The 24580-nt window shown below is 63.4% G+C and carries 22 protein-coding genes; 1 reads left to right on the top strand and 21 read right to left on the bottom strand.

Annotated elements, in window-relative coordinates; all coding sequences use genetic code 11:
• Positions 1-30: 30 nt before the first annotated feature.
• The 6 genes from CFB24_RS09420 to CFB24_RS09395 are packed head-to-tail and all read right to left on the bottom strand — an operon-like array spanning position 31 to position 6481.
• Positions 31-477 (bottom strand): hypothetical protein, encoded by a 447-nt coding sequence (locus CFB24_RS09420; RefSeq protein ID WP_088520346.1) that lies wholly within the window; start codon positions 475-477, stop codon positions 31-33.
• A complete protein-coding gene (locus CFB24_RS09415; RefSeq protein ID WP_088520345.1) occupies positions 474-1046 on the bottom strand; it encodes a peptidoglycan recognition protein family protein in 573 nt (190 codons plus the stop codon). Before CFB24_RS09415 ends, CFB24_RS09420 begins: the two co-directional genes overlap by 4 nt.
• Positions 1047-1055: 9 nt before the next feature.
• On the bottom strand, positions 1056-2525 hold the full coding sequence (locus CFB24_RS09410) for an SGNH/GDSL hydrolase family protein (RefSeq protein ID WP_088520344.1): 1470 nt from the start codon (positions 2523-2525) through the stop codon (positions 1056-1058).
• Complete coding sequence (locus CFB24_RS23045) at positions 2522-3175, bottom strand: hypothetical protein (RefSeq protein ID WP_088520343.1); 654 nt, start codon at positions 3173-3175, stop codon at positions 2522-2524. Before CFB24_RS23045 ends, CFB24_RS09410 begins: the two co-directional genes overlap by 4 nt.
• A gap of 56 nt (positions 3176-3231) precedes the next feature.
• Entirely contained in the window at positions 3232-5820 is a 2589-nt protein-coding gene (locus CFB24_RS09400) for a hypothetical protein (RefSeq protein WP_088520342.1), read from the bottom strand.
• A gap of 43 nt (positions 5821-5863) precedes the next feature.
• Complete coding sequence (locus tag CFB24_RS09395) at positions 5864-6481, bottom strand: hypothetical protein (protein WP_088520341.1); 618 nt, start codon at positions 6479-6481, stop codon at positions 5864-5866.
• A 301-nt stretch (positions 6482-6782) separates the two neighbouring features.
• Here CFB24_RS09395 and CFB24_RS09390 point away from each other — a divergent pair, with 301 nt between their 5' ends.
• Positions 6783-7712 (top strand): BRO-N domain-containing protein, encoded by a 930-nt coding sequence (locus CFB24_RS09390; protein WP_088520340.1) that lies wholly within the window; start codon positions 6783-6785, stop codon positions 7710-7712.
• Between the two features lie 108 nt (positions 7713-7820).
• Here the strand turns inward: CFB24_RS09390 and CFB24_RS09385 are convergent, their stop codons facing one another.
• The 15 genes from CFB24_RS09385 to CFB24_RS09310 all read right to left on the bottom strand — a co-directional run bounded on the left by CFB24_RS09385 (position 7821) and on the right by CFB24_RS09310 (position 24501).
• A complete protein-coding gene (locus CFB24_RS09385; RefSeq protein ID WP_088520339.1) occupies positions 7821-10766 on the bottom strand; it encodes a nucleotidyltransferase family protein in 2946 nt (981 codons plus the stop codon).
• Positions 10767-10769: 3 nt separating this feature from the next.
• Positions 10770-13382: a hypothetical protein gene (locus tag CFB24_RS09380; protein WP_088520338.1), complete on the bottom strand. Its 2613-nt coding sequence runs from the start codon at positions 13380-13382 to the stop codon at positions 10770-10772.
• Between the two features lie 3 nt (positions 13383-13385).
• Positions 13386-13940, bottom strand: coding sequence for a hypothetical protein (locus tag CFB24_RS09375; RefSeq protein ID WP_088520337.1), 555 nt, complete (start codon positions 13938-13940; stop codon positions 13386-13388).
• A 1-nt stretch (position 13941) separates the two neighbouring features.
• Positions 13942-16047: a phage tail protein gene (locus CFB24_RS09370; protein ID WP_088520336.1), complete on the bottom strand. Its 2106-nt coding sequence runs from the start codon at positions 16045-16047 to the stop codon at positions 13942-13944.
• Entirely contained in the window at positions 16047-16694 is a 648-nt protein-coding gene (locus CFB24_RS09365; protein ID WP_088520335.1) for a phage connector family protein, read from the bottom strand. Before CFB24_RS09365 ends, CFB24_RS09370 begins: the two co-directional genes overlap by 1 nt.
• A 90-nt stretch (positions 16695-16784) precedes the next feature.
• On the bottom strand, positions 16785-17078 hold the full coding sequence (locus tag CFB24_RS09360; protein ID WP_088520334.1) for a hypothetical protein: 294 nt from the start codon (positions 17076-17078) through the stop codon (positions 16785-16787).
• A 12-nt stretch (positions 17079-17090) separates the two neighbouring features.
• Positions 17091-17951 carry a phage capsid protein gene (locus tag CFB24_RS09355; RefSeq protein WP_088520333.1) on the bottom strand — a complete coding sequence of 287 codons (861 nt, stop codon included), beginning with the start codon at positions 17949-17951 and terminating at the stop codon, positions 17091-17093.
• A 157-nt stretch (positions 17952-18108) separates the two neighbouring features.
• Positions 18109-18978 carry a hypothetical protein gene (locus CFB24_RS09350; protein WP_088520332.1) on the bottom strand — a complete coding sequence of 290 codons (870 nt, stop codon included), beginning with the start codon at positions 18976-18978 and terminating at the stop codon, positions 18109-18111.
• On the bottom strand, positions 18978-19361 hold the full coding sequence (locus tag CFB24_RS09345; RefSeq protein ID WP_088520331.1) for a hypothetical protein: 384 nt from the start codon (positions 19359-19361) through the stop codon (positions 18978-18980). The genes CFB24_RS09350 and CFB24_RS09345 overlap by 1 nt, the downstream gene beginning before the upstream one ends.
• Positions 19362-19363: 2 nt before the next feature.
• Positions 19364-19660 (bottom strand): hypothetical protein, encoded by a 297-nt coding sequence (locus CFB24_RS09340; RefSeq protein WP_088520330.1) that lies wholly within the window; start codon positions 19658-19660, stop codon positions 19364-19366.
• A 14-nt stretch (positions 19661-19674) separates the two neighbouring features.
• Entirely contained in the window at positions 19675-21357 is a 1683-nt protein-coding gene (locus tag CFB24_RS09335) for a portal protein (protein WP_088520329.1), read from the bottom strand.
• On the bottom strand, positions 21357-21599 hold the full coding sequence (locus CFB24_RS09330) for a hypothetical protein (RefSeq protein WP_088520328.1): 243 nt from the start codon (positions 21597-21599) through the stop codon (positions 21357-21359). Before CFB24_RS09330 ends, CFB24_RS09335 begins: the two co-directional genes overlap by 1 nt.
• Entirely contained in the window at positions 21600-22010 is a 411-nt protein-coding gene (locus tag CFB24_RS09325) for a hypothetical protein (protein ID WP_088520327.1), read from the bottom strand. It abuts the gene before it with no gap.
• Positions 21994-23676 carry a hypothetical protein gene (locus tag CFB24_RS09320; protein ID WP_088520326.1) on the bottom strand — a complete coding sequence of 561 codons (1683 nt, stop codon included), beginning with the start codon at positions 23674-23676 and terminating at the stop codon, positions 21994-21996. Before CFB24_RS09320 ends, CFB24_RS09325 begins: the two co-directional genes overlap by 17 nt.
• A 309-nt stretch (positions 23677-23985) precedes the next feature.
• Complete coding sequence (locus CFB24_RS09310; protein ID WP_141098409.1) at positions 23986-24501, bottom strand: hypothetical protein; 516 nt, start codon at positions 24499-24501, stop codon at positions 23986-23988.
• Positions 24502-24580 lie beyond the last annotated feature (79 nt).

The following is a 24580-nucleotide window of genomic DNA, read 5'->3' as shown; positions in this document are numbered from 1 at the left end:
GCTCGGCCGATCCGAGCCGCGCGTAGGGCGTCACCCGATGGCGGACACCGGCGCACAGCCGAGCGCGCTGAGCTTGGCCAAGACGAGCGGCTTGAGCTTGTCGCCAAGCCATTTCGCCACCTTCGGCTCGGACGCCACGATATAGCTCACCGCTTCGGCGACGACGGCGTTCGCGATCGGCAACGGGAGTTTCTGTCCCGCCACCGCGCCCTCGACCTGCGCCAAGGCGGTGTTCACCGCGTTCGTCACCATGCCGTCCGTGATGAACAGCCGGAGATAAGACGGCACGAACTTGGCGACCAGGAACGACGCCAGCGTGACGGCGACGCCCCCAACGGCGACGATCAACTCTTTGAGCCAGTCGCCCCAAGGGATGACCACCACCTGAGGCGCGGCGTCGGCGGCGTGCGCCGGCGCGAGGCCAAGCAAGGCGAAAACAATCGCGACAGAGACCGCGAAGACAGACGAAAATTTCATGCGTGTTCCTTTCTCGTTTTTCCCGCTGCGAGCGCCGTCGTGACGCGCGCGACGAAATCGGTTTTGTCCACAAGCTTGCCCGGGCAGTCGTGATGATCCCGCAGGCATTCGCGGTGAAAGCGTATCGCGGTCGGAGCGATGTTGAGCGCGCGGCAGATCGCGGCGATGGCGGCGACGGCGTTGTCGCGCACCTTGGCGCCATCGCCGGCGTCGAAAGCTTCGGTCGCATAGTCGCCGACCATCTCGACGCCGATCGACGTCTTGTTGAAGCAGGAGGCGTGAACGCCGTCCGCTTCCAGATCACAGGCGAGCCAGATGAAATCCGGCGCCACGAACAGGTGCGGGCCGCTGTGCCAGCCCTTGGTCTTGTAATAGGCGTTCAGGTTCTTGACGCGCTGCGTCCCGCCCGCGATTCCCAAGCCAGCCTTGGCCCATTGCTTGATGTTGGGTTCCGCCGTGTTGTGGACAGTGATGGCGCTCGGCCGCCAGCTTTTGTCCCAACGAAGGCCGGAGCAATATGCGGCGAAGTCCGTGGGCGTGAAGTGAAGAGGCGTTGTAAGGAAAGTCATCTTGTCACCTCACCGATAACGACCGGCGGTTAGAGCGGCCATGACCACGCCGGATTTCACGACCAGGGCGTTGGCCGGGTAGTTCAGATGCAAGCCGTCAAAGGTGAGCTGGCAATAGCCACTGCAATTCGGCCCCCAGACAGCCCATTTTCCACTTCCCCTGTAAGCTTCGACCGCGTCGGCCAAGTCGATAACGCCAGCAAGGTTTGGGTCTGGAACCATCCTGAACCAGTCGTTTATGTCCTGCCGCACATTATCATTGGCGAATGGCGTCTGATTATCGACGGTCTTATAAGCGTCAGTTGAAGTTGAGTACGGCGGATAGGTGGCCTGATATACCGGCTTGCCGGGAAACGACGCCCAAATTGTCTTGAGGTTTGCTTTGACCGTCGCTTCCGGATATCCGACGGATACGTCGTTAATTCCGACCTGAACCACAACGTCAGTGACATATGCCGCCAGGGCCGCGCGGGCTGAATGGCCATTGGCGAGGCCGTTGGCGCTGTCGCCAAACACGCTCGCGTTGATATAGGCCATCGTCGGGCCGATGGACCGAGCGATGACACCGACGTCGCCGCCCTGCGATGGCACGTCGCGATAGCCCCACCCGTTGCTGTCGCCGGCGATCATCACAGACCGAACCGTCGTCTGCGCGACGATGGCGACCGGGTAGATTGCGGCTTGCCCACTCTGGTTGTCGGCGATCGTGCCGCCCATCACCTGATTGGCGACGCTGGCGCCGCAGTTGAGCGCGTCACCGCCTGCCGCGTAGATCGGGCCGCCATTGTTGTCGCCGTTGCCCGTGTAAGGCATCCCGGCCGAACCCGCCGCGGTCGAGACAAGAGGCCGCAGCCAGAACGTCGCATTCTTCGGGATATTTATGGCGATGGCGTCGGAGAGCAGCGATTGACCCGGCGACTGAACATTGGAGTTTGTGCCGCTCCACGTGACCCGCGTTTCCACGCCGGCCGGGTATTCAATGGCAACCTGAAACGTCAAAGACTGTGGCGCGATCGTCTCGCCGTTCGAGGCCTGTCCAATCCACGACGCATAGGCCACCTGCAACGACGTGATGTTGTCGCGCGCGACGTGCATGGTGCGCCCCTGGCATTGCTGCCAGTTGCCGAGCTTGACCGGAATATAAGAGCGCGTCGCGACCTGACGCAGCCCCACAGGCTCTTTGACTGGCCCCGCCGTCCGCGCATCATTGAACGTGACCGCGCCGCTGAACGTGTTGCTCCCCGAGTACGCGTTGGAGCCGGTCAGCAGGTTCCCCGTCACGGAGGCCACCGGCAAGAACGCGTGCGCGGCGTTATCCAGCGCCCCAATCGGCACGCAGGTATGAGAGGCGTCGTAAATGCAGACGGTGCGCGGATTAGCGCCCGTGCGCAAACCGAAGTTGACCGACGTTTCGGCCGCTCCAGCCGGCGCTGCCCACAGAAGAAGCAGCGCGAGGAATGCGAACAGCTTACGGATCAAGAGGCGAGTCCCTTCATGGCGACAAAGGCCGCGCCCATCTGCGAGGACGACAGGCCAAGGGTGGATTGGATGAAGGCGTAGAGCGCATCGCCGGCGACCATGGTCGCGCCGTGCCGCCATTGGATCGTGAGGGGATCGGCGATGTCGGCCGACACGCCCTGATCAATGACGTAAATGGCGGAGAGCCCAGCGACCGATTGAGAGGCCAGCCAGGTCCGCGCCTGGCGCATCGTCACGGAGTTCGAGAACAGGGACGAGGCCGCGCCGATATCGCGACGCAGCTCCTGCAGCGTGATTTCAACCGCATCGAGTTCGCGCTCGAGCATGGCCGAGGAGAGCGCGCCGCCGCGCGTCACATCAGTGATTCTGTTGCCGATGCGGCACCCGATCAGCCGAACGATGATCGAGGGATCGCCGTCAGTCGGACGCGGCGGCGTCGCAAATGTCACCGTGGCGGACAGGCCGCCGGAGACGAGCGCGACCGTGTAGCCGGTGGCGCTGAAGAAATCCGTCGCGCCATCCGGCCGCCAAAGAACGACCAGGTCGAGAGGATCAATCAGGAAAGCGGTGAAATTGAAAACCGTCTGCCCAACGGCGGCGACAATGTCGCGCTGGCGCGTATCGCGAACGATGGGCGTGAGTGACGACATAAGGGGCCTCCGAAGTGGCCCCAGAATGCTTCGCGTGCGCGAGGATTAAGCGCGGATCAGCCGCGCCAGGACGTCGAAAAGTCCGGCGCGCGGCGAGGCGCGATATCGCCGGGCCCCCACCAGACGCCCTGCCCTGTATCGTCGCGCAACTTTTTTTCCCGCCGTCGCCAGTTCCGATAGGCTTCAGGATCGGCCCACGCCTGAAGTTGGTCCCAAAGCGCGCGCTGAGTGACGGGCTTGAGCCACCACATGTTTTGCACGGGCGTCAGTTTCGACGCGAGATTTACAGCGGCCTTGGCGCGGTTTGGCTGTTCATCGGAGAACTGCGCGAGCAGGCGCGGATTGACCAGGTTCATCACATCACCGAGCAGGCCCGCGACCGGCCCTGCCACCTTCGCGCCAATCGTGTTGCCGCCACGCGACATATCGGCAGCGAGATAATCACCCCAGACGCCGCCGCCGCCACCGCGAACAAGCGCTTCCTCCCAAAACTCTATGGAGTTCACCGGCAGAGGATCGCGGCCTTTCAGCAACTCGCGCACTTGCGTCAGAATCGCGCCGCCCAGCGTCAACGTCGCGACGCCCCCCATGATCCACTTCCAGCCGGTGATCCACTTCCAGCCGGTGCGCCCGCTCGCGCTCTCATGCATCGCGGCGCTCATCATCGATGTCCAGACATTGCAAGGAAATGTCACGTACATGCCGGCCGACGCGCCCAGCTCGCCAAGCCACGTCCCGCTGCGCCGCTCGCCCCGGAAAGTCGCACGCACACGCGCCGTCCCTTCCGGCGTGTTTTCTTCGATGAATGAGTGCACGGCCTCCGAATAGCGCAGCCCGATTTCGCGCAGATCGGCGTCACCCGTTTCCGCCGCCGCCTTGAACGCGTCGATCGGGCGCAACATCGCCACTTCGTCGCCAGCAGGCGCGGTCGCACGAAGTTTGTCCCATTCGGCTTCGCCAATGCCATAGCCTTCAAGCCAGCGCCCGAAGCGCGATCCATCAACGTCGGCTGCTTTGATCTCCTCAAGGCTTTTGTCCGCTAAGCTCCCGGCGCGCTGCATGAAGCTCATGGCGCCGGCGCGCCGTTGCGCGTGCGTCCACGGCGTCAGGCCGTTCCATGTCATGATGCGATCAGGCAGAAACTTGGATGCCTCGGAGATCGCGCCGACGGTCATTCCCATCCTGCGCACGTCGCCGACCAGGTGTTCCATCGCATCTTGGAAGATCACGCCGGCGGCGACCACCTCGCGCCGATCCGCTTTGGCGAAGATTTGCCTCGCCGTGTCGGCGAAATAGCGCGCGAACGGGACGCCGGCGAATCGGCGCGCATTGGCTGCCTGAAAAGGATCCGTGAAGAAGGCTAGCACGGGAGTTGACGCGAGCTGCGTAGCCATGAGCAGGTTGCGCGTCGCCCCGAACAGATCGGCGGCGTTCATATTGCCCACGTCAGCGCCGCCTCGCAGCGACCGCCACAGGCGCGGCACTTGCCATGCGCCGCTATCGACGCCGCCGGCCTTGGCGATCGTCGGGCCACCGCGCCAAAGGCTTGGTTGCCCCGCCGCCGCCTTGGCCGCCTCATGGTGGACGAATTGCTGCATCCATTCGACCATTGCGGCAGGATTGGGGCCAAGCACCTCAAGGGCGGCGACATCGCGCGCTAGACTCTCGACGTGGTGCATCATCGCCGCATAGGCGCCGTTCGACCCCATCGCCGCGTCATAGGCGCGCCAGGCGTCACCATCTTTGAAGATCAAGAAGCGATGTTCGGCGCGCTGGTTCGCCAAGGCGCCTTCGCCAAACTGCGCCATGGCCGGCTTCATCTCGAGCGCGCCATCGGTCACCTTGCGCCAGAAGACCACCCTGAGCGCTTCGTCAAGCCGTTCTGGCGACAGCGGCCCATAGGTCAGTGGGTCGCGCATGTACTGGACGCCCAAGAGCGGCTTTATGAACTCCACCCATTTATCCACGCCCATGCGCGCGAGAATGCGGGCGTCTTCCTTCGGTTGCGGGAAATAGCCGCCGTGCGGCGAGAGATCGTCCATAAGCCTGACCTCGCCGCCCAATTCATTGAAACGGTTCATCAGATCATCTGTCGCGCCACGGAAGGCCGCGAGAAATCCCTTTGCAGCGTCATCGCCAGTCGCCGTCGCAAAAGCCTCATCAATCAGATTGTTTTCGCGCAGCGGGTTCATTCGCCTGCCGGAGAACCAGTTGCGCCGAAACTCATAGAGCATCTGCTCCATTTTTGCGTGCGCCTCGCCAAGCAGCGCATCGCGCCGGCCCGCGACCGAAGGCACGCCGATCAGGGCGTTATTCTTGTTTTCAAGCACGCCGAGCATGGCTTCGAGCACATCGTGCGCGCCCTTGTACATGTAGGTTTGCGCGACGTGGACCAGCTTACCGATCACTTCGTCATTGCGCTTGAGGAAGAATTCCTTGCGCTTGGCGTCTTCGTCGATCTCTTTGAACAGCCGATCCTTCGCCGCCTTCTCCTGGTCGACCGTCGCCGGCAGGTCGCCGACGTTTTTGGTTTCGACCTGGACGGACGCCAGATGCGCCTCATAACGGCGGATCAGATCGTCGCCCTCGTCTTTCTCAAGAGCGCCTTGGGCGACGGCGGAAAGGATGCAATCGTTGAACGCCATGATGGACCTCCGGTGAGGACATCATGGCGGGGACGACTGTAAGTTAAGTGAGCTTCGGCCATATTTTGAAACCATGCGCCTCAGCCAACAAGCGGAACCGCTCATCGTCTCTATAGCAATCAGGAACGAGAATATTTGTTATAAATCCAACACCATCGCTTTCCGTTTTTATTTCGTACGGAACGCCTTCAAACATTCCGAAGCTAGAACTTGCCTCAAGAATCTTACTAAGATATATCCCCGCGCTTGCCATCTTAAACCACAAATCAGCACAGGTGCTTCTTAGTACTATATTAGTATTTGCCATTTCAGTTAGCCTAAACTGCAAATACCCGAGAAAAAAAAGCGCAGATGCTCTTAAGCTATTTTCATCTTTCGAAAATCTATCTATAAACAAACTCATAAACTCTTCATGCGTGCTCTCGCTTCCAGCCGCCCTTGCGTCCCTAATCGCTTCCGGGATTATCATACGCAGCCGCATGTAAGCCAAAGCCGCAGTAGCCCGCACGCCGGGCTCCTCTCTTTCGAACATATCCTTAACAAAAAGGGCGAACCTTTCATCGGACATGCCTATGATGGCATCAATAGCGTACGCATACTTGATTGCAGTTCCGCGCTTTTTACGACGGAACAAATTTCGGATGAAATTCACGAACCCCATAAAGAATCTCAAATGATTATTTAAGCCGCTCAGCAGCGGCTAGCGCGCCCGATAAAAGCAGGCGAATCGCCTCAGGGCGAGTCAATTTTTGACGTGGCTCTTCCGCCGCGATGTAGGCATCCAAAGCGCGCAACATATCAGGCTCGACCCTCAAATGGATCGACACCGCCCCCGTTGGCGGGCGCCCTCTTTTTCTCGTACCAGTTATTGCCGCATTCATGCTTTTATGGTACGAGAAAAGACAAGCCGGGGCAAGAGTGGCATCTCGCACCCGGCTCTAACCCACGACACGGAGTGACCCATGTCATCGGCTGCCGAGACCTATAGCACATTGCCCGGAAACGTTATCCCGTTCGCGTTTGAAGATAGCTTGGTGCGGACGGTCAAGAAAGATGACGAGCCTTGGTTCGTTGGCAAGGACGTTTGCGCCGTCCTTAAGATCTCCGACCACCATCAAGCGCTCGCCCGCTTGGATGACGACGAAAGGGGTGGGTGTAGTGTACCCACCCCTCGGGGCGCTCAGGAGCTTATCATCGTCTCCGAAGCCGGCGTTTACCGCCTGATCTTCACTTCCCGTAAGCCGGAAGCCGAACGCTTCAAGCGCTGGCTGGCGCATGAAGTCCTGCCTTCCCTGCGCCGCACCGGCTCCTATGTGCTTCCGGCCTCCGCCGAACACGAGGAGGACGAGCCGGAACCGATCGACAACGAACCGATCACCGTGCTCAACGTCAAGCTGGCGATGCTGCGCGAGGCGCGCGCGCTGTTCGGACCTGCCATCGCGCGCACCCTTTGGGCGCAGCTTGGCATGCCAGCTATGCCAGTTGTTGAGATCGCCGCCGAGACGACCGATCCGGACGCCGTCATCTGCCTGCGGCACATCCTGTCTCACAAGCTGGTAGTGGAAGAACCCGGCAAGGAAGCCGAGGAGCAAACCTTCGCCCGGATCATTACCCGCGCGCTCGACGGCGACGACACCGCCCGCTACGACCTCATGTGCCACGGGATCAGGATCGAGGAAGGCGAAGACGGCGAGGCCTTCTTCTGGATTTCCAGCTACGGCCCGAGCCTCCGCAAAATCTTCGACGGCACGCCCTGGGCGGAAACATGGCGCTTCGCCCTCAAGAAATTGGCCGGCGCCAAGGGCACCGGCAATTACAAGGTCGAAGGCGAAACCCATCGCGGCACGCGCATTCCCGAGCGCTGGCTCGAGGAGGCCTTCAAGGCCGCGTGAGCCATTGAGCAGCGCCGGCCTTCGGCCTATGTTTCATTTGCCGGCAGGGGAGAAGAGATGACCGTCTCCCCATTTGTCGGGGACGGTGCAGACTTCCCCGACGGCCGGTCATGATTTGCAAGCCTGCACCACGTCCGCCATGAACCGCTCGCGCGCGGCGGCGAACTGGAGATCGGCGCGGCTCAGGAAGGCGACCGTTCCATCTGGCCGCGTGACGGGAACCTGATTGATCATTTCCGATCCTTCCCTGTTGACATCAGACGTATGCTGTGAGCCTGATTCCTGAGGAGCTTTTTCGATGAGACTTTCGTACTGCGACTGGGATGGGCGCCCCGCGCTGCTGGCTTCGGCGCCGGGATGGGTCGAAGCTTGGGCCGTCGTTCGCGGATCGTGGAAGCGGGTTTCCGATGCGGATGTCGCCCATTCCGCCCCGCTCATGTCCAAAGAACTGTTCCACCTTGTGTTCAAGGAGCTGCCGCCGCTTCCTGACAACGCATTTGCAAAAGCAGGATCGGCCTTGGATAGGGCCGCACTGTAAAGAGCGCGTTGCGCCGTAAGTAGATTTTCGCCGCGCGGATCATCAAACGGAAGCTTACGATATTCTTCGTAAAGCGAGTGGCCACCATTCTTCTTTGCGGCCAGCACATTGGGTTCGAGCATCTGGACTTCGCCGATTTGTCCATCGCTAAAGCGCACCAAAACTTTCCTGTCGAAATATCCCTCGTCAGTTACCTTCCAGCCCTCATCCAGAACATCAAAGACTTTGCCGAGAGCTGTCACGATGCTGTCAGCTTGAACTGGCGTCGCGACTTCGAAGCCCCCGCGCACAGCATCAGTGATCTCACCCGCGTGTTCGTATTCCTTGCGAACGAATTTTTCCCGAACCAGCTCCGGTTTTTTTACGCCGGGGTTGATGAACTTCACGCCGACTTCTTCGGCTATCCGCGCAGCCGCTTCCGCCAACCTGGCTTGATTGGCCGGCGCCGCCGCGCTGACCGCCTCCACAGTCCTTTGCGGAGCGGCCTCCTTCCACCGGCGAAGCTTGGCCTTGGTGGCCGCGATAATTTCCGCCGACGAAACTGAGGCCGGGACAGCCTCCTGATCGCCGCCACCCATCCGCACAGCAGCCGCCTCCCGGGCAGATTTCACCGCCAGATGTTCCGTCACCACCTGCCGCGCCTCTTCGACCGTCTGAGGCTTGGCCGTCTTGATCACGCTCAGCAGTTCGGCCTGCAACGCCGGATCATGCGACGATCCGGCGACAATCACGCCATGCAGAGGATCGACGTCGCCGCCCCTGACGAGCTTCAAAGCCTCGTCACCCAGCGAGGCCAGCCGCCCAAGATCGCGAATCTCCGGATCCTGCGACGAGAGCGCGCTCGCAATCGCGCCACGCCTCACGCCGATTGCTTCGGCCTCCGCCTCGGCGGCCGCCCGGGCGGAGGAAATCTCTGGCCCGAGCCGGGCGCGGTCATTGATTTTCTCGTTGAGATACAGCCGCATCGTCTGAATACGCGCGCTCTCGCGTGCGGCGGCCGCCGACGCGTCCTGTTCGGCAGAGGCCCGCGCGCGTTCGATTTCATCGGCGAGCTGCGCCGCCTGATCGCGCAGCGCCTTGGCGCGCGGCGAACTGCGCCGCTTGCCTGTGATGGCCCCAAGCTGCTGCTGGACATCGTCCAATTGCGCCTGCAACACGGCCGCACGCCCGGAGGTGACTTCGGCCGCCGGCGGCGCGCTCACCGCGTCAGAGATTTGCTGACGCAGGGAGGCAATCGTGTTGTCCAGTTCGTCGGCCTGGCGGAACACCTCCGGCGCGGCCGCGCGCGCCCGCTCCGCAATCTTTGCGTCAAACTCGGCTGGCTCATAGGCCAGATCATGCGCCTTCAGCGCGTCGATCGCTTCGCCCGGGCTTTGCGCTTCGCCGACCACTTTGCGCGCCAGATCGTCCGTGGTTCCCGGCGGAACCGGCCGGTCGACGAGCGGAGGAGGCGCATTCGGATCTTCAGCATGGGTTAGTCCCTCGGCAAAAGCAGTTCGGGCCGTTCCCTCAGGAACGGTTTCGGGCGCCTTCAGCGTCTCAGCGCTTGCCCTCACGGCATTGGCCTCTTGGGCGATAGCTTGCTGCGTCGGCTCATCCACATGGACGCCGGCGGCCGCCGCCGCCTCAAAGTCGGCCGGCCTGGCGTCCCCCGCCAGAACGCGGCGCAACGCAGGAACGGTCTCGGACAAAACGGCGTGCGCGCCGCCGCCAATCAGCGCGCCGCCAAGGCCCGCCGCCGCGATCTCTTCCAGCGCGTTGTTTTCGAGGCCGGCTTGCGCCCGCAGCGCCTGCGTCGCCGGTTGCTGCAGCGCCGTCATTGCGGCCATGCCGAGGCCTTGGGTCAGCGCTGCCGAGCCAATGCGCGACCACGCGGCCTTCCCGGCGCCGCCGCCCGGCAGCGCCCACGAATACCAAAAGTTTGGATCGCCGCGCGATCCAACCATAGAACCCAGCGTTTCGGCGGCGAACTGAGGCAGGCCCCCAAGCTGCGGATCCGCCGACGCCTTCGCCAAGCCTTCATTCGCCGCCCCGAACCGTTGGGCGATCCGCTCGGAGATCGGCGTGTCAACGTCGATCCCCACCATCTTGTCCGGCTGCTGTTGCTTTAGGTCGCGAAGCTGTTGCATGAAATCGGCTTCGCGTTGCGCGAAGAAGCCCGCCGCCGCATCATCGGCGGACGTCGCGCTATCGAAGCCGGCGGCCTCGCGATCGCGCCGGAGCTGCGCAATCTGCTGTTGCTGGGGCCACCCGTTATCGAGCGGGCTTTCGAGATTGACGCCAGACGCTTCCCGCACCTGCCCGATGATGTCGTCATAGATGTTTGACCGCACATCGCGCAGATTGTGCGCGCCGGCGACCAGTTCGGCCTGGCTCCGCGCGGCGTCATAGGCGGCGCCAATGTCGTGAGTTCCAGCGACCCACGTCGCCGCCTTTTCGAGGAAGCTTCTGTTTTCGCGCGGATCGTACGGAGTTGACGAAATGCTTGAGAGCGAGTCTGGAGCCAAAATTTCCATGGATCACCGGAAGGCAGAAGGGGCGCGCCTGCGAAGCTCAGGCTCCAAGTCCTTGAACGGCAGGATGAAAGCTGAACCGTCCTTGCCATGCACGGGGTGAATGATGCCGGTCGTTTGGTCGATCAACCCAAACATGTAGCCGCCTTGCTTGGCGATTGGCGTCGCTCTGCGAAGGTCAGCGGCTGACAGAGCAGAACCGTCAGGAGCAACAGGAGGATTCGCTAGCGTCTTGAGATCGCTATCGTTGATGGCGTCCAGCACATCGCCAAACCGGTCCGCGCGCACATCCGCCGGAACCTGAACCGGATATTGTTTTCTCCCCCAATATCCGGGCGTCATAACGGAACCAATGCCGCCGAACTTCACACCGGAGCCGTCAACTGTTTGGCCGCGCGCGCGCTGGACCGCTTCCTGCAGAATCGCCGTGCTTTGCTTTGGATCATCAACGGCGATGTTGCGCCTGGAGAACTCCTGCTCTGCCCAGGCCTTGGCGGCGGCGAGCGTGCGCTGCTTTTCAATTGGCTCGACACCATTCAGGGACATGCCAACGACGGATTTTAGAGTTTCGTCCAAGTCGCCTTGCTTCGGCGAGGAGACGCTTGCGCCCTGTACGGAGCGAGCGCGAATTGCTTCGGCCACCTGCCGGGCGAATGATCTATCTCCCGTCGAAAGGGAAACAACGCCCGCGTGCGCCAACTCTGGCGCGTCGCCGCCGATCTCCGCCAGCACCTGCGGCGCGCGGGGGCCAGCGCCACGGGTGACGCCGTCAATCAGATCGAGCGCCTTGTCTCCGCCCTGGCGAAGAACGGCCTGCATCGCCGGCTTTTCGTCTGGCCGGATATACTGCGGCGGCCGCTGATAGGCCGTTCCGATCGCCTCAGCTTGCGTCACCCTAGCGCGCATCTGGGCGCCCAGGGCGTCAGGCGCGGCGGAGAAATCGACCGTGGAGGCCTGCGGAATAATCCCCTCGCGTTCCGCCGCAAGCGCCGGGTCTTGGCCGATCAACGAGCGCTTGGCGGCGACAGCCGCGCGCGCATCCGAGAGAATATCCGCGGACGTCTTGCCCATGCCGCCGCCGTGTTCGCTGGCGATCTTGGCGACATGCTCGACGATTGTCCCGTTGCCATCGCTCGCATTGTCGCTGACATTCCGGTGTCCGCCGTTGACAATCTTGTATAGCGTCTTGAGATCATCACCAGAACGAACGCCTCTATCCGTCAAATACCGTTCCACGGCGGACATTTGCGCTTCGAACGATTGGCCCGGCTGAACGCCATATTGCCTTTGTTCTTCCGGCCCGAACTGGATCAGCCCAAGATACTTGCCATCTTTTCCGCCCCACTTTCCCGTGCTGAAACTTCCGCCCGTCTCATAGGAGATAACGGCGCGAAGATCGCTCGGCGAAATCCCCAGCCGATCAGCCGTGGAGGCAATGGCTTTCTGTTCGTTCGGGGCAAGAACGCGGCCCGACGAGCCGCCGCCCTTGGCGGATTGCTCGAGGCTCGACACCAGGCTATCCGCATCATTCACCGACAGCGAGGCGATCTTCTGCCGCAGCATGAGCTTCGAGCGCGCCGCGTCGATCGCGGCAGCGCCGGCCGGGCCGAGCTTCTGCCCCTGCTGCTCGAGCGTCAGCCACTCCGCCGACGAGGGCGTCAGCCCCTTTCCAAAGCGATCGAGGAAATCGGATACCTTCCCGTCGAGATCGCGCAACGCCTGATCGGCCTGCGTCTTCTTGGATTTCGACATCGTCGCCAAGGAGGAATCGACCGTGTCGAAATCTTGCAGGCCAGGCAGCTTGCCGGCGGCGAAATCCTGCCGCAGCTTCGCCCGATAGGCGTCGATTTCATCGGCGGACCCGAGCGTCGCAGCCCGCGCGGTGATGACGTCGTTTTGCGCCTTGTTCTGTTCCGCCATGATCAGTTTGGCGGCGGCAGTTTGGGTGATGTTGCCGGCGTCAGCCGAAGCCTTGATGCGCGCGACATTCTCATCGCGGATGCGAAACGATTCGCGCTCGGCGGCGCTATCATGCGGATCAATCGCCAGCAGCCGCGCCCGCGAGACATCGGCGGCGCCCAGATCGGTCACAAGCGATGCGTTCGCCTTGTCCTTCTGGTCACTCTCCCAATTGTTCAGCACCCGCGTCCGCAAGCTGTTGGCGATATCGCCTGCCTTGGCGTCAAACCAGCCGGCAGCCTCCGGAAACACATGCTGTTGCCTGTAGGTGTTGACCAGGCCTTCATAAGCCGTCTTGAACGCCGCCGGATCGTTCTGGTTCTGCTGGTAGAGGTTGAGGGCGTCGCCCTGAAAATTCGAAGCCAGCTTGGACAGATAGACTTCGCTGGCCGCCTTGTCGAAGGCGCGGCCGCGCACGGTCATGTCGTCGGACGGCTGCCAGTTCGGATCGGCGCCGGCGATCTTGCCCGCCTTGGTCCCTTCGGCCTCCGCCAGGGTGTCGCCCAGCTTGCCGACCTGGGCGGCCAAAGTATTGGCGACGCCGGACAGCGCGTCGGCGGAGGGCGCGCCGCCGCGCGGAATATCAGGCAGGCCGGAAGCCTGCGGCGCCTGAGGGTTGAAATCCGAGATTTGCAGGCCTTGCCCGCGGACGTTGGCCACGGCTCATTTCCTCCCGAGAATGCCGGCGCCGGCCGTCAGGATCGAGCCGACGCCCTTGATCCACCCCGCGCTCGACGCTTCGGACGCTTGCTGGCGATAAGAGGCGGCGCGCGCGGACAACCGCGCCTGTTTCGCCGCCGTATCGTCCTGCACTTGCGACAGCGCGTTCTGCGTGTCGGCCTCCGCCGCCTGGCGCGCGACGGCCGGCGTACCGAACGACGTGTCGACGCCTGACGCCGCATAGGCGACATCGCGTTCCCCCAGCGATTGGATCAGCGCTTTGCGCAGGCTGGTCTGCTGATTGATCGAATCGACGCCAACCGCGCGCCGATCCTGCTCCGCATCAAGCGCGGCCTGGCGCAACGCCTCCGCCTGCGCGTCGCCCGAACGCACGGCCGACATGGCGCCGACGAGCCCCGCGCCGCCCTGCAGGATCGACGCAAAGGTCGAGGCGCCGCCGATCGCCGATCCGACCGAGGAGACGGCCGAGGTCGCGGCCGTTGCGGCGCCGCCAAGGCCTGAGGCGAGCGAAGACAAAGCAGCGGCTGCGAATTCCATCTCACACCTTCGCTTGGAGAGTGACGTTTCTGACTTGCAGCTTTCCGGGGCGAAGCTGCGTGATCACGGCGATCCCGTCCGCCGAGAAACCGGCGATGCCCGTGATGATTTTTTCGCCCGTATAGGGCGGCGTCGGCGCATCCGTCGGATCGGTCACCCGTGCGAGCGGCACGTCGCGCGGAGGCTGGCCGTTGGCGCCGACCGCGAGCGACGTCGTTCCGATCAGATCGAGTTGCACGGTATGCACGCGGCACGGCCGCTTGAGCACCGTGCGTTGTCCGACGTCGCGCGGCAAAGGCAGCGTCGCGGCATAGGGCGCCGTCCAGCGGCCGACCGTGACCACATATCCCGCATTCGCCAACGTGATCGCCCCGCCCGAAACCGTAAACGGCCCTTCGACATAGCCGTCGACGATGGCCCAGCACGTCGCCCCCTCGTGCATCCACAGCCCGCCGATCACCGTCGTCGGCGCGCCGAAGCTTTGCGTCACGGCCCCGTCGAGCAACAGCCCATCCTCGAGACGCTCGAAACAGAGCTTGGCGACGCCGCCAATCTGGCGCTCGACCAGCATGTGCGGCACGTTCGCGCCGTCGACGACGATCGCGCGCACCTTTCCGTCCGTTTCCCAGCGCACGAAGGGATAGACGTCTTGATTGCGGATCAGCAGCGCGATCACCATCACGCCGTCGTCACGCGGCAGGAAATAGCGCTGGGAGTCGGTTGCGGAGGTCGAAACCTGCAAGGCCGCGTCGCGAATGCCGAAAATCAGATGCGACGACAGCAGGGATTGCGGCGAGGCCTCATAGGCGGAGGCGACCTCGTTATAGGTCGCCGCATAGACGATCGACTCCTCGCGCGAGACAAACAGCAGCGAGCTTTCCTCGAAAACAGGCGGCACGCGCTTGGACGCGCCATAGGTCGAGGAACGGACAATGTTCGGCGGCTGCGTTTTCTGCAAAGCGCGATCCGCCACGAAATATTCCGCGTCTGACGTGAAGATGCACAGATGGCGCGCCTGAATGATATGCTCGATTTCCTCGGAGCCATCCGCGTCAATATTGATCAACATCGCGCCGGACGCGCCCGTAAGATCGACGTTCTGGTCGAAATATTCCGAGGTGCGCGACGCCAGCCAGGCAGAACCCTTCGAGGCGAATCCCCCTTGAATGAGCCGGTCCTGGTAGAAGGCGGCGCAGGCCGCATAGCCGCGAGAAGCCGAAAACAGGGATTCGCCGCCCGGCTTGCCCTGGACGGCGCGCGATGTTTGCAACGCGGCGCTGCCCGTCGTGACTACGCGGCCGGAAACCGTAAAGGAATTTCCCGAATTGAGCCCGCCGGAAAACGTCACTTGGAACGTGATCGACGTCGCCGTCGACAGCACGCCGGACACGGTGATTCCCGGTTCTACGTTGGCCAGATCGATGAGCGCGGCCTGAACGGTCGACGCCGTCGCTACGGGGTCCACAGTGGTGACAGTTGATCCAAAGGTCTGGGTCTGCATTGTCGTCACCGGGATCGTCGCCGTTTCGATCCCGTCGACGGAAACGACAAAACCCATGCCGGCCAACGTGAACCCGCTCGACGGCCAATAAAGATAAATTTTCCAGACTTCGTCCGTCTTGGCGTAGGCGCCGCCGTAGTCGACATCGGGAATGTGAACCCAAGGCGTGGCGTCCAACGACCAGGCCGTGTCGGAACCATGGCGGATCAACCGCTTGGTTTCATACGCCTGATGGAACAGCATCATGGTTTCGGCGCGCTGCACCACCTTGACGAACGGGACGTCGGCGTCGGCATAGGGCGCCCATAAAGTCGCTTGCAGGGCGCCATTACGCCAAATCGCCACCTGGCCAGCCATCAGGATCACGACATAGGCGAGCGAGCGCGAGACCGTGAAGCGAAACAACCTGGCGTTCGCCGCATTGCCGATCACGCCAAGATGACGCGAGCGCGGCAGGAGATCAAAGCCGCCCTGCGGCACGGACGCGATATTCCGCGCGGCCGAGAGCCCGGAGAAGAACTGTTTGAGCCCGGTATTGCCCCACAGCTCCGGCGCCAACTCACCCGCGTTGAAAGAGGCCTGATAGGTTCCGGGTTTCGCAACCATCAGAAATTCCCATACCAGGGCGCGCCTTCATATCGCGCGGAGGTCAGAGGATCGCTGGCGAGCGCCGGGGCGTCGCCGCCAGACGTGGCGCCGTCGATCGCGATCGCGCGGCCCATGATGCCGCCGCGTCCCTGTTCGGACGGCGCGCCGATCGCCTGCTGCTCGAGTTGCGCAGCAAGGTTGGCGTCCTGTGAAACGGGAATCGCCAGCGCGGCGGACAGCCAGGTCTGGAAGGCGAGCCGGAAGACCGGAGGCCAAAGATCGGGGGAAAGCCGAAAAACGAACGCGCCCCATACGGCGATGGCGTTGGTGTAAAGCGTCCGGCCCTCGACCACGAATTCGCGCAAGGGATAATCGGGGTTGCGAGGATCGGCCAGAACCTTGATCGGGTTCGAGATCGCGCCGGCCGGGAAGCCGTAACCGTAGAGATATCCGTTCTCGGGAACCTCATCGAGACGATCGAGCGCCTTCGTCCGGCGCGGCCATTTCCAATGGTAGAGGGTCAGCGCCGCTTCAAGCAGATCGTCATAGACGGCGACGCATTGGCGCGCGAGATCCGTATCCTCGTCGAGCGAAACAATCTGGCCGCCGCCAAGGCGCGCCAGGGCGCGATTGCAAATGGTGACATCGTCGATCGTCTGAGCCATGGCGCGCCTTGCGGAAGGAGGAGCGCGCCGCGAGGTGAATCGCGACGCGCAGGCCGGGTCAAAGGCAAAAACCCCCGGCGTAAATCAGGATCAGCCGGCCGCCGTGGATTGCAGACCGATCGTGACGTTGCCCGACGCCGGCACGGTCAGGACGACGTACTGTTTGTTCACGGGCGCGCCGCTCATCACCATGCTGGCGATGATCACGTCCCCGACAGTGAGGATGGAGCGCGCGCCGTTGAAATAGCCTGCCGTTTCCACCGTGGCGGCGGCGTCGTCGGTGGCGTAACGCCACACAGACGACGTGTTGGTCTTGGCGCCGCCGGCCGTCGAACCGACGAGCGTCTGGTGCAGACGCTGCAGAGCTTGCAGATAAAGCGACATGGATAGCTCCTGTTACGGGTTCGGCCGCGCAAGGGCGACGTTGGTAGCGAAGCGCAGACGCTTGATGCCCTCGGGCAGGATGTTCGCGGCCGCGCAACCCATGTCCATGGCGACGAAGTAGCCCTTTTCCTTGGCGAGCCAGTCCACGCGGCAGGACATCTGCTTGTTCCACTCGAAGCCGAACGCCTGCTTCACCCACATGTATCCGTCCGCCTGGTTAGCGGCGGGCACGTTGAAGAAACTCGACGGCATCGGAATGAGCGTGATGTTGCGCCACTTTCGAGCGCCGATCTGCTTGAGCAGCGGATATTCCGGCCCGACGTAATCGCTGGACGAGATTTCGCGAAAAAGTTCGAGCTGCTGCATGAAGATGGTCGGCAGCGCACAGAAATACTCGTAGCTGCCGGCGCCGACGTCAAAGATCTGACCTTGCGCCGTCATGATGTCGGTCGGCGCGATCGCGGCCGCGCCTGTGCCGACGTTGGTGATGTTGACGGCGTCGGAGTCCATCGTCTTCAGCACGATCTGGTCGAACGTTCGGCCCATCGCCATGGCGGCCGATTGCTGCGAGATCTGCTGTTCATTTTCCGACATCTTGTTGAGGTCGGCTTTCTTGATGAACTCGTTCGCTTCGTAATCGACGAAGGTCGCCGTCACTGTATCGCGGCCGGCGTTCATCACCGGGGAGGCCGACATGCCGCCCTGAAGCTGGGAGGCCTGCCCCGTGCCAGCGCGGCGCCATGTGACGGTCGAGCCGTCCGTGTCGCTCGCTTCTTCAACGGCGGATTTGAGCAGGAAGCCTTGAGACTGGAGGCGGTGGATCGCCCCCTTCTTGAATTTCGGTTCGAACCAGGCAGGCGTCTGAGCGGCCATGGTAATCTCCGGTTGGGTGAAAAATGTCACCGCCGGGTCGAGTGCCGGGACTCTTCGGTCCAAGAAGGAGGGCGAAGAAGCGGGCCGGGTCTATCCCATCGGTCCGCTTCAAGATCGACCCACGCCGCCGCCATTAAGCGCGACGGCGCGGTTTTAATCAGACATAGAACGCCTTGAACATGGCTGCGGTCTGCTTGGCGAATTCCGCGTCATATTGCGGCCCGCCGACCTGATTGCGCGGATCGGCCATGCGCGCGTCGAGCTGCGTTTCCGTCACATTGCCCACCGGCGTCCCGCCAAGCGCCGGCCGCTCCTCCCCGAGCCGATCAGCGAAGAACGACACCAGCTGATTGGCGGACGCCCGATCGAGCTGCGAGTGCAACCAGGTCGCGACGTTCTCGGGCATACCCTGCGACTTCCAGACGTCGACCAGGGCGATATTCTCGCGCGCGATCTTGTCGGCAGCCGCCGCCCGCTCTTTCGGATCGGCGATGTCCGGTGCCAGCGCCAGCCGCTCTTTCTCCGCATTGAAGGGTTCGGTCACCAGCTCGCCGGCGATCATTTCCGACATGATGCCGTCAATGAAGCCATTGAACTGCTTCGCCGGGATCTTGTGCTGGAGCGCCAGCCCTTTCACCTTCTCGAAGAACGGATCTTTCGAGAGGCTTTCGGCGAACGGTTTCACCGTCTCGGACGGCTCGAACACATAGCCGGCCGCATCCTTGGGAACCTCGCCGAAGGTCGCGATCGCGTCGCGGGCGCCCTTATAGGCCCCATACAGCTTCTCAACTGTTTCCCTATCGCTCGCGCCGTAGAGATGATCGGGCAGGCCTTCGGGGCGAAAGGCGGAGAGGTCGCCTTGTCCCGAGGCCTGCCCGGCCGGCGCGCCGTCGCCGCCCGCGCCGGTGTTTTGCGCTGCGCCGTCCGCGCCCGGCGCGGCGCCGGAAGCGGCCGCAGCTCCGCCGCCAGCGCCGGAGCCGCCCTCGGCCTCGCGCAAAATCAAATCGGAAAATCTGAATTTCAGCATCACATGCCCTCTCTGGCTGGCGGCGTTTCATCCCGGCCAGTCGCGATCAACTGCACGAGCTGCCAGAACAGATTGTTTTGCCCCTCGCGGTGCGCCGCATAGGCCACCGCCTCCTGTCCGAGACCGGGCAAGAACATGGGGCGGCGCACGCTAATGTCCGCGAGGAATTCGAGGATGGCCGCGCCCTCGGGCGTGGCGGCCCAGGCGGCGGCCAGCTTCGCGACCCGCTCGCGCTCGAGCGCCAGCTCGTTGGAGACAGCCGGGGTTCCCTCGAGCTTGCCAAGGATGGCGTCGAGATCGACGCTTTCCGTTTGATCGAGAAAACCTTGCAGAGGCATGGCCTGCCGCGCGCCATAGCGCGGGGGAATTGCCGGGCCGGTCATTGTCAGGCTGCCTTTTCGCCTTCAGCCTCATGCTTCTTGGCCTGGCCGATCTGGAAGGGCATCCATTCGACATAGCCAGAATTAATGGCTGGGAAAGCATCACCTTCCTGCACGAGTGTCACCGAAGTGCGATTGAAGGGCATACCATTGGCGTCAAAGCCGGCGATGTTCACCATTCGGTCGTTCCAAACAGTGGAGACGATCGCAGCGAGCGGCTGATCACCGTTCACGGCAAGCTTGCCGAAATCAGACGGGCCGGGGCGATACCAGACGACGCGGCCAACAGTGGGCTTAATCATGCTTCTTCTCCAGTTTAAGCAGCGGCTTGCTGCTGATCTTCTTGCGGCGAAAGCGCCTGCCGGAAATCGTTCGGCTTGTTGAGCGCGGCCTGCATCATCGCAGCGGCCTGCTGCTGCGCGGAGGCTTGCTTGTCGAAGTCCACCAGCTCCTGCGCGGTGCGTACGTACTCGCTGTTCACCCCGAGATCCTTGACCATCTCGGGGATGATCTCATCGAGCTTGAACCGGCGCGCGACGCCTTGCGGCCCCTCGAGGGCGGCGACCATCTGCATGGCTTCGACCGTCGTCTTGTGGGTGTCCGCCTTGAGCGCCTGGGCCAGCGGCGACATGACGTCGATCGCCACAAGAAGCTGATCAATCTTCACGTCGACTGTGAGAAGCCCCTTCTTGTAAAGGACTTCGATCACGCGCCGCACAACCACGGGAATAACCTCGTGGATCATGCGGCCGAACGCGCCGACGTAATTCTGTTTCACGCGCGCCATGCGCGCCATGATTTCGGTCGCGCTCTTAGGCGTCGCTCCGCCATCGGGCAACGACTGGTCATGCAGCGCCGCCTGCACTTGCGTGCGCAGCTCCTGCAGGACGATGTTCGCGACATCGAGGCGGCCGGCGGCGGTATCGAGCCGCGTCACGTCCGGCCCCATCACGCCGCCGGTGGCCTGCATCGGCCACCAGGCGCCGGGCATGATGCGCGCCTGGTCGGGATTGAACGTCCCGCCCGGACGATAGCCCCAAATGCCGAGCATCTGGATCGCCGCCGCCTTCAAGGTCAGTTCCATGACCTTGTTGAGCGTCTTGATCGACGGCAGCGCCAGCAGCGCCGGGCCGCGCCCCATGGTCTCGCCGGGCACGCGGAAATAGCGCGCGGCGACAAACGGCTGCGTCCGGTAATCCTGTGTGGTGACGGGCGTTTCGCACTTGTCGATCGTGACGACGAGCCGCCAGCCCTTGGCCGTCCGGACGAAATCTTGCGACAGGTCAATTTCGTCGTCGGCGTTTTTCTCGAGCGCGTCCTCAAATTCCTGGGGGAACACACCCTTGGGAAAGGCGGCCTTGATCGCGCGCCGCGTCATCTTGGTGCGCCAGAACAGCGCGGCCACATCGCCATAAGGCCCCGGCTCCAACGCGACTTCGTCGATCGGCAGGCAGACGAAGCGAACGGGGTTTTCGCGATCGCCCTCGAGAATGAGCATCACGCCCGTTCCGAGATAGAGATCGAGGCACAGCTCAGAGACCGCGTTGTCCCATTCGCCAGAAAGGAAGAACGGCTGGATTTGAGCCGACACCTGATCGAGCTGGCGCTCAAACCACGCGGCGTCGCGCTTCTCCTCCGGCGCCGGCGCGGCGTCGTCGAGGGGCGGCCCGCCATTGTCGCCCATGCCGCGCGCTTGCGCCTTGGCGACAAGCTTGGTGACCGGCCCCGGCTTCAGCCGGAAAAAGACCTGTCCCGGCGGGAACAGGTCCTGTTGCATCTGACCGGCGCCGCGAAAGGTCGAGACGACGCCGGTGTTATCGAACAGATGATCGGTCCGGTTCGCCCCCTTGTCGGAGCCGGACGGCCCGTTGACCGGGCGTCGATAGGGCGTCGTGAACCGATAGGCGTCCTGATAGATTTCGTTCCAGACGCCACGCTCCGACCACGCGGCGTCGGCGCGGCGGCGATGCTCGCAGAGATCGACGGGCGCGCGCGCCATCAGGCGGAGCCCAGCGTGGAGCCGAGCCCGCCGCTTTCATTCGACAGCAGCAGGCGGCGCCCCCTGGGCGTCTTGCCCACCTGTCCCAGCTCGCCGTTTGTCTTGGCGGACTGATCCTGCGCTTCCTGCTCCTGGCGCGCCGTGGCGATCGACGACAATTCGCGCTGGCGCGCGGCGTCAGCAGCCGCTTGCGCAGACGCATTGCCGCCGCCGCCGAACAGAGCTGAAACGAATTGACCCATTCACCGCTCCCACAGCTCGAAGCCGCCCGCCTCGCCGGCTTTCGCAAAGCCCGCAATCCGCGCCAGGCGCGAACCCGGCGCATGACCGATTCGCACCAGGCCGACGAACCCAACGACGCCACATTGCAGCCGCCGCGCGAGGATTAAGCGGGCGCGGCGCGCCAAAAGCGGCATGTGCGGCCCCACTTCACAGGCAGGCCTGCCGAGCAGGAAAACTTCCTCGCGACCGTCCGCGAGCGGCCAGAAGCCCATGACGGCGATGAGATCGCCGCCGACGAGGAAGCCATAGGTTTTCGCGCGCGCCATTTGCAGCGTCGCGGCCACCGCCAGGCGCGGCTTGTCGGCGCCGCGAAACAGGCTGCGCCCCTCGAGCAGCGGCGCAGGCGCGACGACTTCAAGTGTTCCAGACATTGAAATCCCCCGGCTTGTGGCCTTCGCGATTGGTGCGGAACGGGATGACCGAGCCAGGGCGACCAGCCTTCGCCGCCTCGTTGATCACGCCGGCGCGGCCGAAGCGGCCGAGGATGTCGTATTGCAAGGCGTCATGGACGTTGTGATGGTCGTTATCGACGACCTGGTCGCCGTAGGCCTTGGGCGCGCCTTCCTTGAATTTCGGGAACTTGTATTCAGCTTCAAACCCTTCGATCAGCATCTCGCAACAGGGATCAATCATCAGGCCCGGCGTCGTCACGTCGATGTCGATCCGCAGCTTCAGCCGCACCGCCTCCCAGCGCGCGGACGGCTCATTGGTCGGCGCCGGGTAGATCGGATGGCCCAGGCCGGCGGAGATCGCCTCCGCCCACGCCAGCTCGCCGACAACCTTATCCGCGCCATAGAAGCCGGCGGGGTCAGCCGTGAAATTCCCCGGAGGCAGACCGCGAAACGGACCCGTCAACAGCGGGATCAGCGCCTCAAGAAAGCGCTGGTAGCCGACGCCATGCCCCAGCCACAACTCACGCAGCACGCGCACTTGTCCAAGGCTCGAGGTTTGGGAGAAGATCGCGGCCGGGCTCAGTCCCTGGTCGAAGCCGATGTCGAGGGGAACGCCGGGGAGAATCGCCAGCGGACCGCCCGCGATATGTTTCGAGCGGTTAAACTCCCGCGCATAGACCGGCTTGCCGTCGCGGGCATAGCCTGGCAGGCCATCGACAAACCGGCGCTTGTCGTCTTCCGTCATCACCGCAGCCGCGCGCTGGTAATCGTCGAAGCTCTTGCCGCGTCTATTCTCCGCATTCGGCGACAGGCCGGACGGCTGATGAAAAAAGTTCAGGGTCTTTTTCTGCCCTTCGATCTTCTTCGCGGTCGCCTGCAAAGCGGCCTCGAGCGGATCATCTGCCTCCTCTTCCTGGAACGATCCGCGCGTGCAGGCCTTCCAGAGCGGATGCTTGGGCGGCGGCGGGTTGAAGTCCACCGCGACCATGCGCGGCAGCTTGACGCCTTCTGGCAGTTCCTGACGCGAAGGGAACCGCCCGGTTCGATCGTAAAGGAACGTGATCACGCGCGGCGCGAGGAGATCGCCCTCGTTGCACCAGCCGCAGGAGGTCTCATAGCCCTTCAAAAGCTCTTCGATGGCGACGTCGCCGACGGCGAAGAAATCGACCGTGATGTCGACAGGAACTTCGCGCCGCACGCCGTCGACCTCGCGCACGGTCGAGAGCCGCAGCTCATGTCGCGCGGGGCGGTCCTGGCCGCCGAAGAATGCCGAGCCTTGATAGTCCGGCGGGAACCACTGGAACCACGACCGGAGCGTGGTGCGGTAAAGTGCCCGGTAATTATCGCGCAGGACGGTGACGCGCACCTTGACCAAGCCGAACGGATGCTTTTCCGACGGCTTCGTCGCCGGCATGTACGCCACGCAAAACCGGATCAGCTTGAACACCGTTCCGACCGTCTTTCCCGAACCAGACGGTCCGGTGATGGCGTCGATCGGGCCGCACGACCGGATATAGGCGGCGCAGACCGGCCCGGCCGGCTCATAATGCGTCAGCGAGAACAGCGGATTGTTCGGGATGTCTTGCACCTTGCAGCCGCACAGCGAGGCGACTTCGGCGCGAGAGAGAGGCTTTTCCGCGCTCATTCCCCAGGCCCCACGCCCTTGAACCCCGCGACCCGGCCCCCCGGCCCTTCCGGAGCCCGCCAATTGATTTCCGCCCCTGACCGCCAGGCAAGCCCAAGGGGGCCTTGGGTGTGAGACTGCACCCCCCTGGGGGGGAGGCCGCTCGCCGGTTTTAAGGCCGCGCCGGCCGCCAGGCCGCCGCCGAGGATCGAGGGGGGGCGCCCCCCGCCGAGGGCGTCCCTCCCGACGCCGACCCGATGATTTTCAATCATTGGTTTCCGCCTGCGATTTCCTTTCCAAATCAGCGCGCTAACCCGCATCGTGCGACCCTCATTCATGCGACCCGCCATCGCGAGCAGGCCCAAGCGTCTGATTTTCCTCAACATCGTAGATCGACATGGCCGACCCGCCGCGACCGTCGCCGCCGCGCGGCCCGTCGCCGATGATGATGAGCGGACGCGCCGCGCCGTCGCCCGAGTGCTGCACCGCGATCGGCATCTTCTGGTGGAAGTACGGCATGAGCTCGCCAGCCGCCGCGCGCTGCACCTTCAGCACCTCGAGCGCTTCGCCGAACTCGACGGCCTTCGCATCCTTCTTGCCGGCGAGCCGCGCCGCCAGGTCGCGCGGATCGGCCGAAATGATCGAGGCCAGGAACTCCGCCGGATCGCGATAGCCGCGCGCCTGGAGGAAGGCTTGCAGCTTGAGCGTGGTCCGGTTCGGCGATCCAGCCGGCCGACCGCGCCCGCGCCGAGGCGGCGCGACTGACGAGGTGTCGAATTGCTCGACCTCGGCGTCGAGCGCGGCGAACAAATCGCCAGATTTCGAAACGTCGCCGGTGAGCGCCATCTCAGGCCCCAAATCTGCGGCCAAATCGGCGAGCGCCGTCCCCTTGCCGTCAGCCATGGCGATTAAATCCCCTATTTTC

This window comes from Rhodoblastus acidophilus (assembly GCF_900187365.1).
Taxonomy (GTDB): Bacteria; Pseudomonadota; Alphaproteobacteria; order Rhizobiales; family Beijerinckiaceae; genus Rhodoblastus; species Rhodoblastus acidophilus.
This window is presented reverse-complemented; position numbering and strand designations above follow the sequence as displayed.

Excerpts from the sequence above, each read along its gene's own strand:
- CFB24_RS09420 (WP_088520346.1), bottom strand. The coding sequence starts at position 477 with ATGAAATTTTCGTCTGTCTTCGCGGTCTCTGTCGCGATTGTTTTCGCC.
- CFB24_RS09415 (WP_088520345.1), bottom strand. The coding sequence starts at position 1,046 with ATGACTTTCCTTACAACGCCTCTTCACTTCACGCCCACGGACTTCGCC.
- CFB24_RS23045 (WP_088520343.1), bottom strand. The coding sequence starts at position 3,175 with ATGTCGTCACTCACGCCCATCGTTCGCGATACGCGCCAGCGCGACATT.
- CFB24_RS09400 (WP_088520342.1), bottom strand. The coding sequence starts at position 5,820 with ATGGCGTTCAACGATTGCATCCTTTCCGCCGTCGCCCAAGGCGCTCTT.
- CFB24_RS09395 (WP_088520341.1), bottom strand. The coding sequence starts at position 6,481 with ATGGGGTTCGTGAATTTCATCCGAAATTTGTTCCGTCGTAAAAAGCGC.
- CFB24_RS09390 (WP_088520340.1), top strand. The coding sequence starts at position 6,783 with ATGTCATCGGCTGCCGAGACCTATAGCACATTGCCCGGAAACGTTATC.
- CFB24_RS09385 (WP_088520339.1), bottom strand. The coding sequence starts at position 10,766 with ATGGAAATTTTGGCTCCAGACTCGCTCTCAAGCATTTCGTCAACTCCG.
- CFB24_RS09375 (WP_088520337.1), bottom strand. The coding sequence starts at position 13,940 with ATGGAATTCGCAGCCGCTGCTTTGTCTTCGCTCGCCTCAGGCCTTGGC.
- CFB24_RS09370 (WP_088520336.1), bottom strand. The coding sequence starts at position 16,047 with ATGGTTGCGAAACCCGGAACCTATCAGGCCTCTTTCAACGCGGGTGAG.
- CFB24_RS09365 (WP_088520335.1), bottom strand. The coding sequence starts at position 16,694 with ATGGCTCAGACGATCGACGATGTCACCATTTGCAATCGCGCCCTGGCG.
- CFB24_RS09360 (WP_088520334.1), bottom strand. The coding sequence starts at position 17,078 with ATGTCGCTTTATCTGCAAGCTCTGCAGCGTCTGCACCAGACGCTCGTC.
- CFB24_RS09355 (WP_088520333.1), bottom strand. The coding sequence starts at position 17,951 with ATGGCCGCTCAGACGCCTGCCTGGTTCGAACCGAAATTCAAGAAGGGG.
- CFB24_RS09350 (WP_088520332.1), bottom strand. The coding sequence starts at position 18,978 with ATGCTGAAATTCAGATTTTCCGATTTGATTTTGCGCGAGGCCGAGGGC.
- CFB24_RS09345 (WP_088520331.1), bottom strand. The coding sequence starts at position 19,361 with ATGACCGGCCCGGCAATTCCCCCGCGCTATGGCGCGCGGCAGGCCATG.
- CFB24_RS09340 (WP_088520330.1), bottom strand. The coding sequence starts at position 19,660 with ATGATTAAGCCCACTGTTGGCCGCGTCGTCTGGTATCGCCCCGGCCCG.
- CFB24_RS09335 (WP_088520329.1), bottom strand. The coding sequence starts at position 21,357 with ATGGCGCGCGCGCCCGTCGATCTCTGCGAGCATCGCCGCCGCGCCGAC.
- CFB24_RS09330 (WP_088520328.1), bottom strand. The coding sequence starts at position 21,599 with ATGGGTCAATTCGTTTCAGCTCTGTTCGGCGGCGGCGGCAATGCGTCT.
- CFB24_RS09325 (WP_088520327.1), bottom strand. The coding sequence starts at position 22,010 with ATGTCTGGAACACTTGAAGTCGTCGCGCCTGCGCCGCTGCTCGAGGGG.
- CFB24_RS09320 (WP_088520326.1), bottom strand. The coding sequence starts at position 23,676 with ATGAGCGCGGAAAAGCCTCTCTCTCGCGCCGAAGTCGCCTCGCTGTGC.
- CFB24_RS09310 (WP_141098409.1), bottom strand. The coding sequence starts at position 24,501 with ATGGCGCTCACCGGCGACGTTTCGAAATCTGGCGATTTGTTCGCCGCG.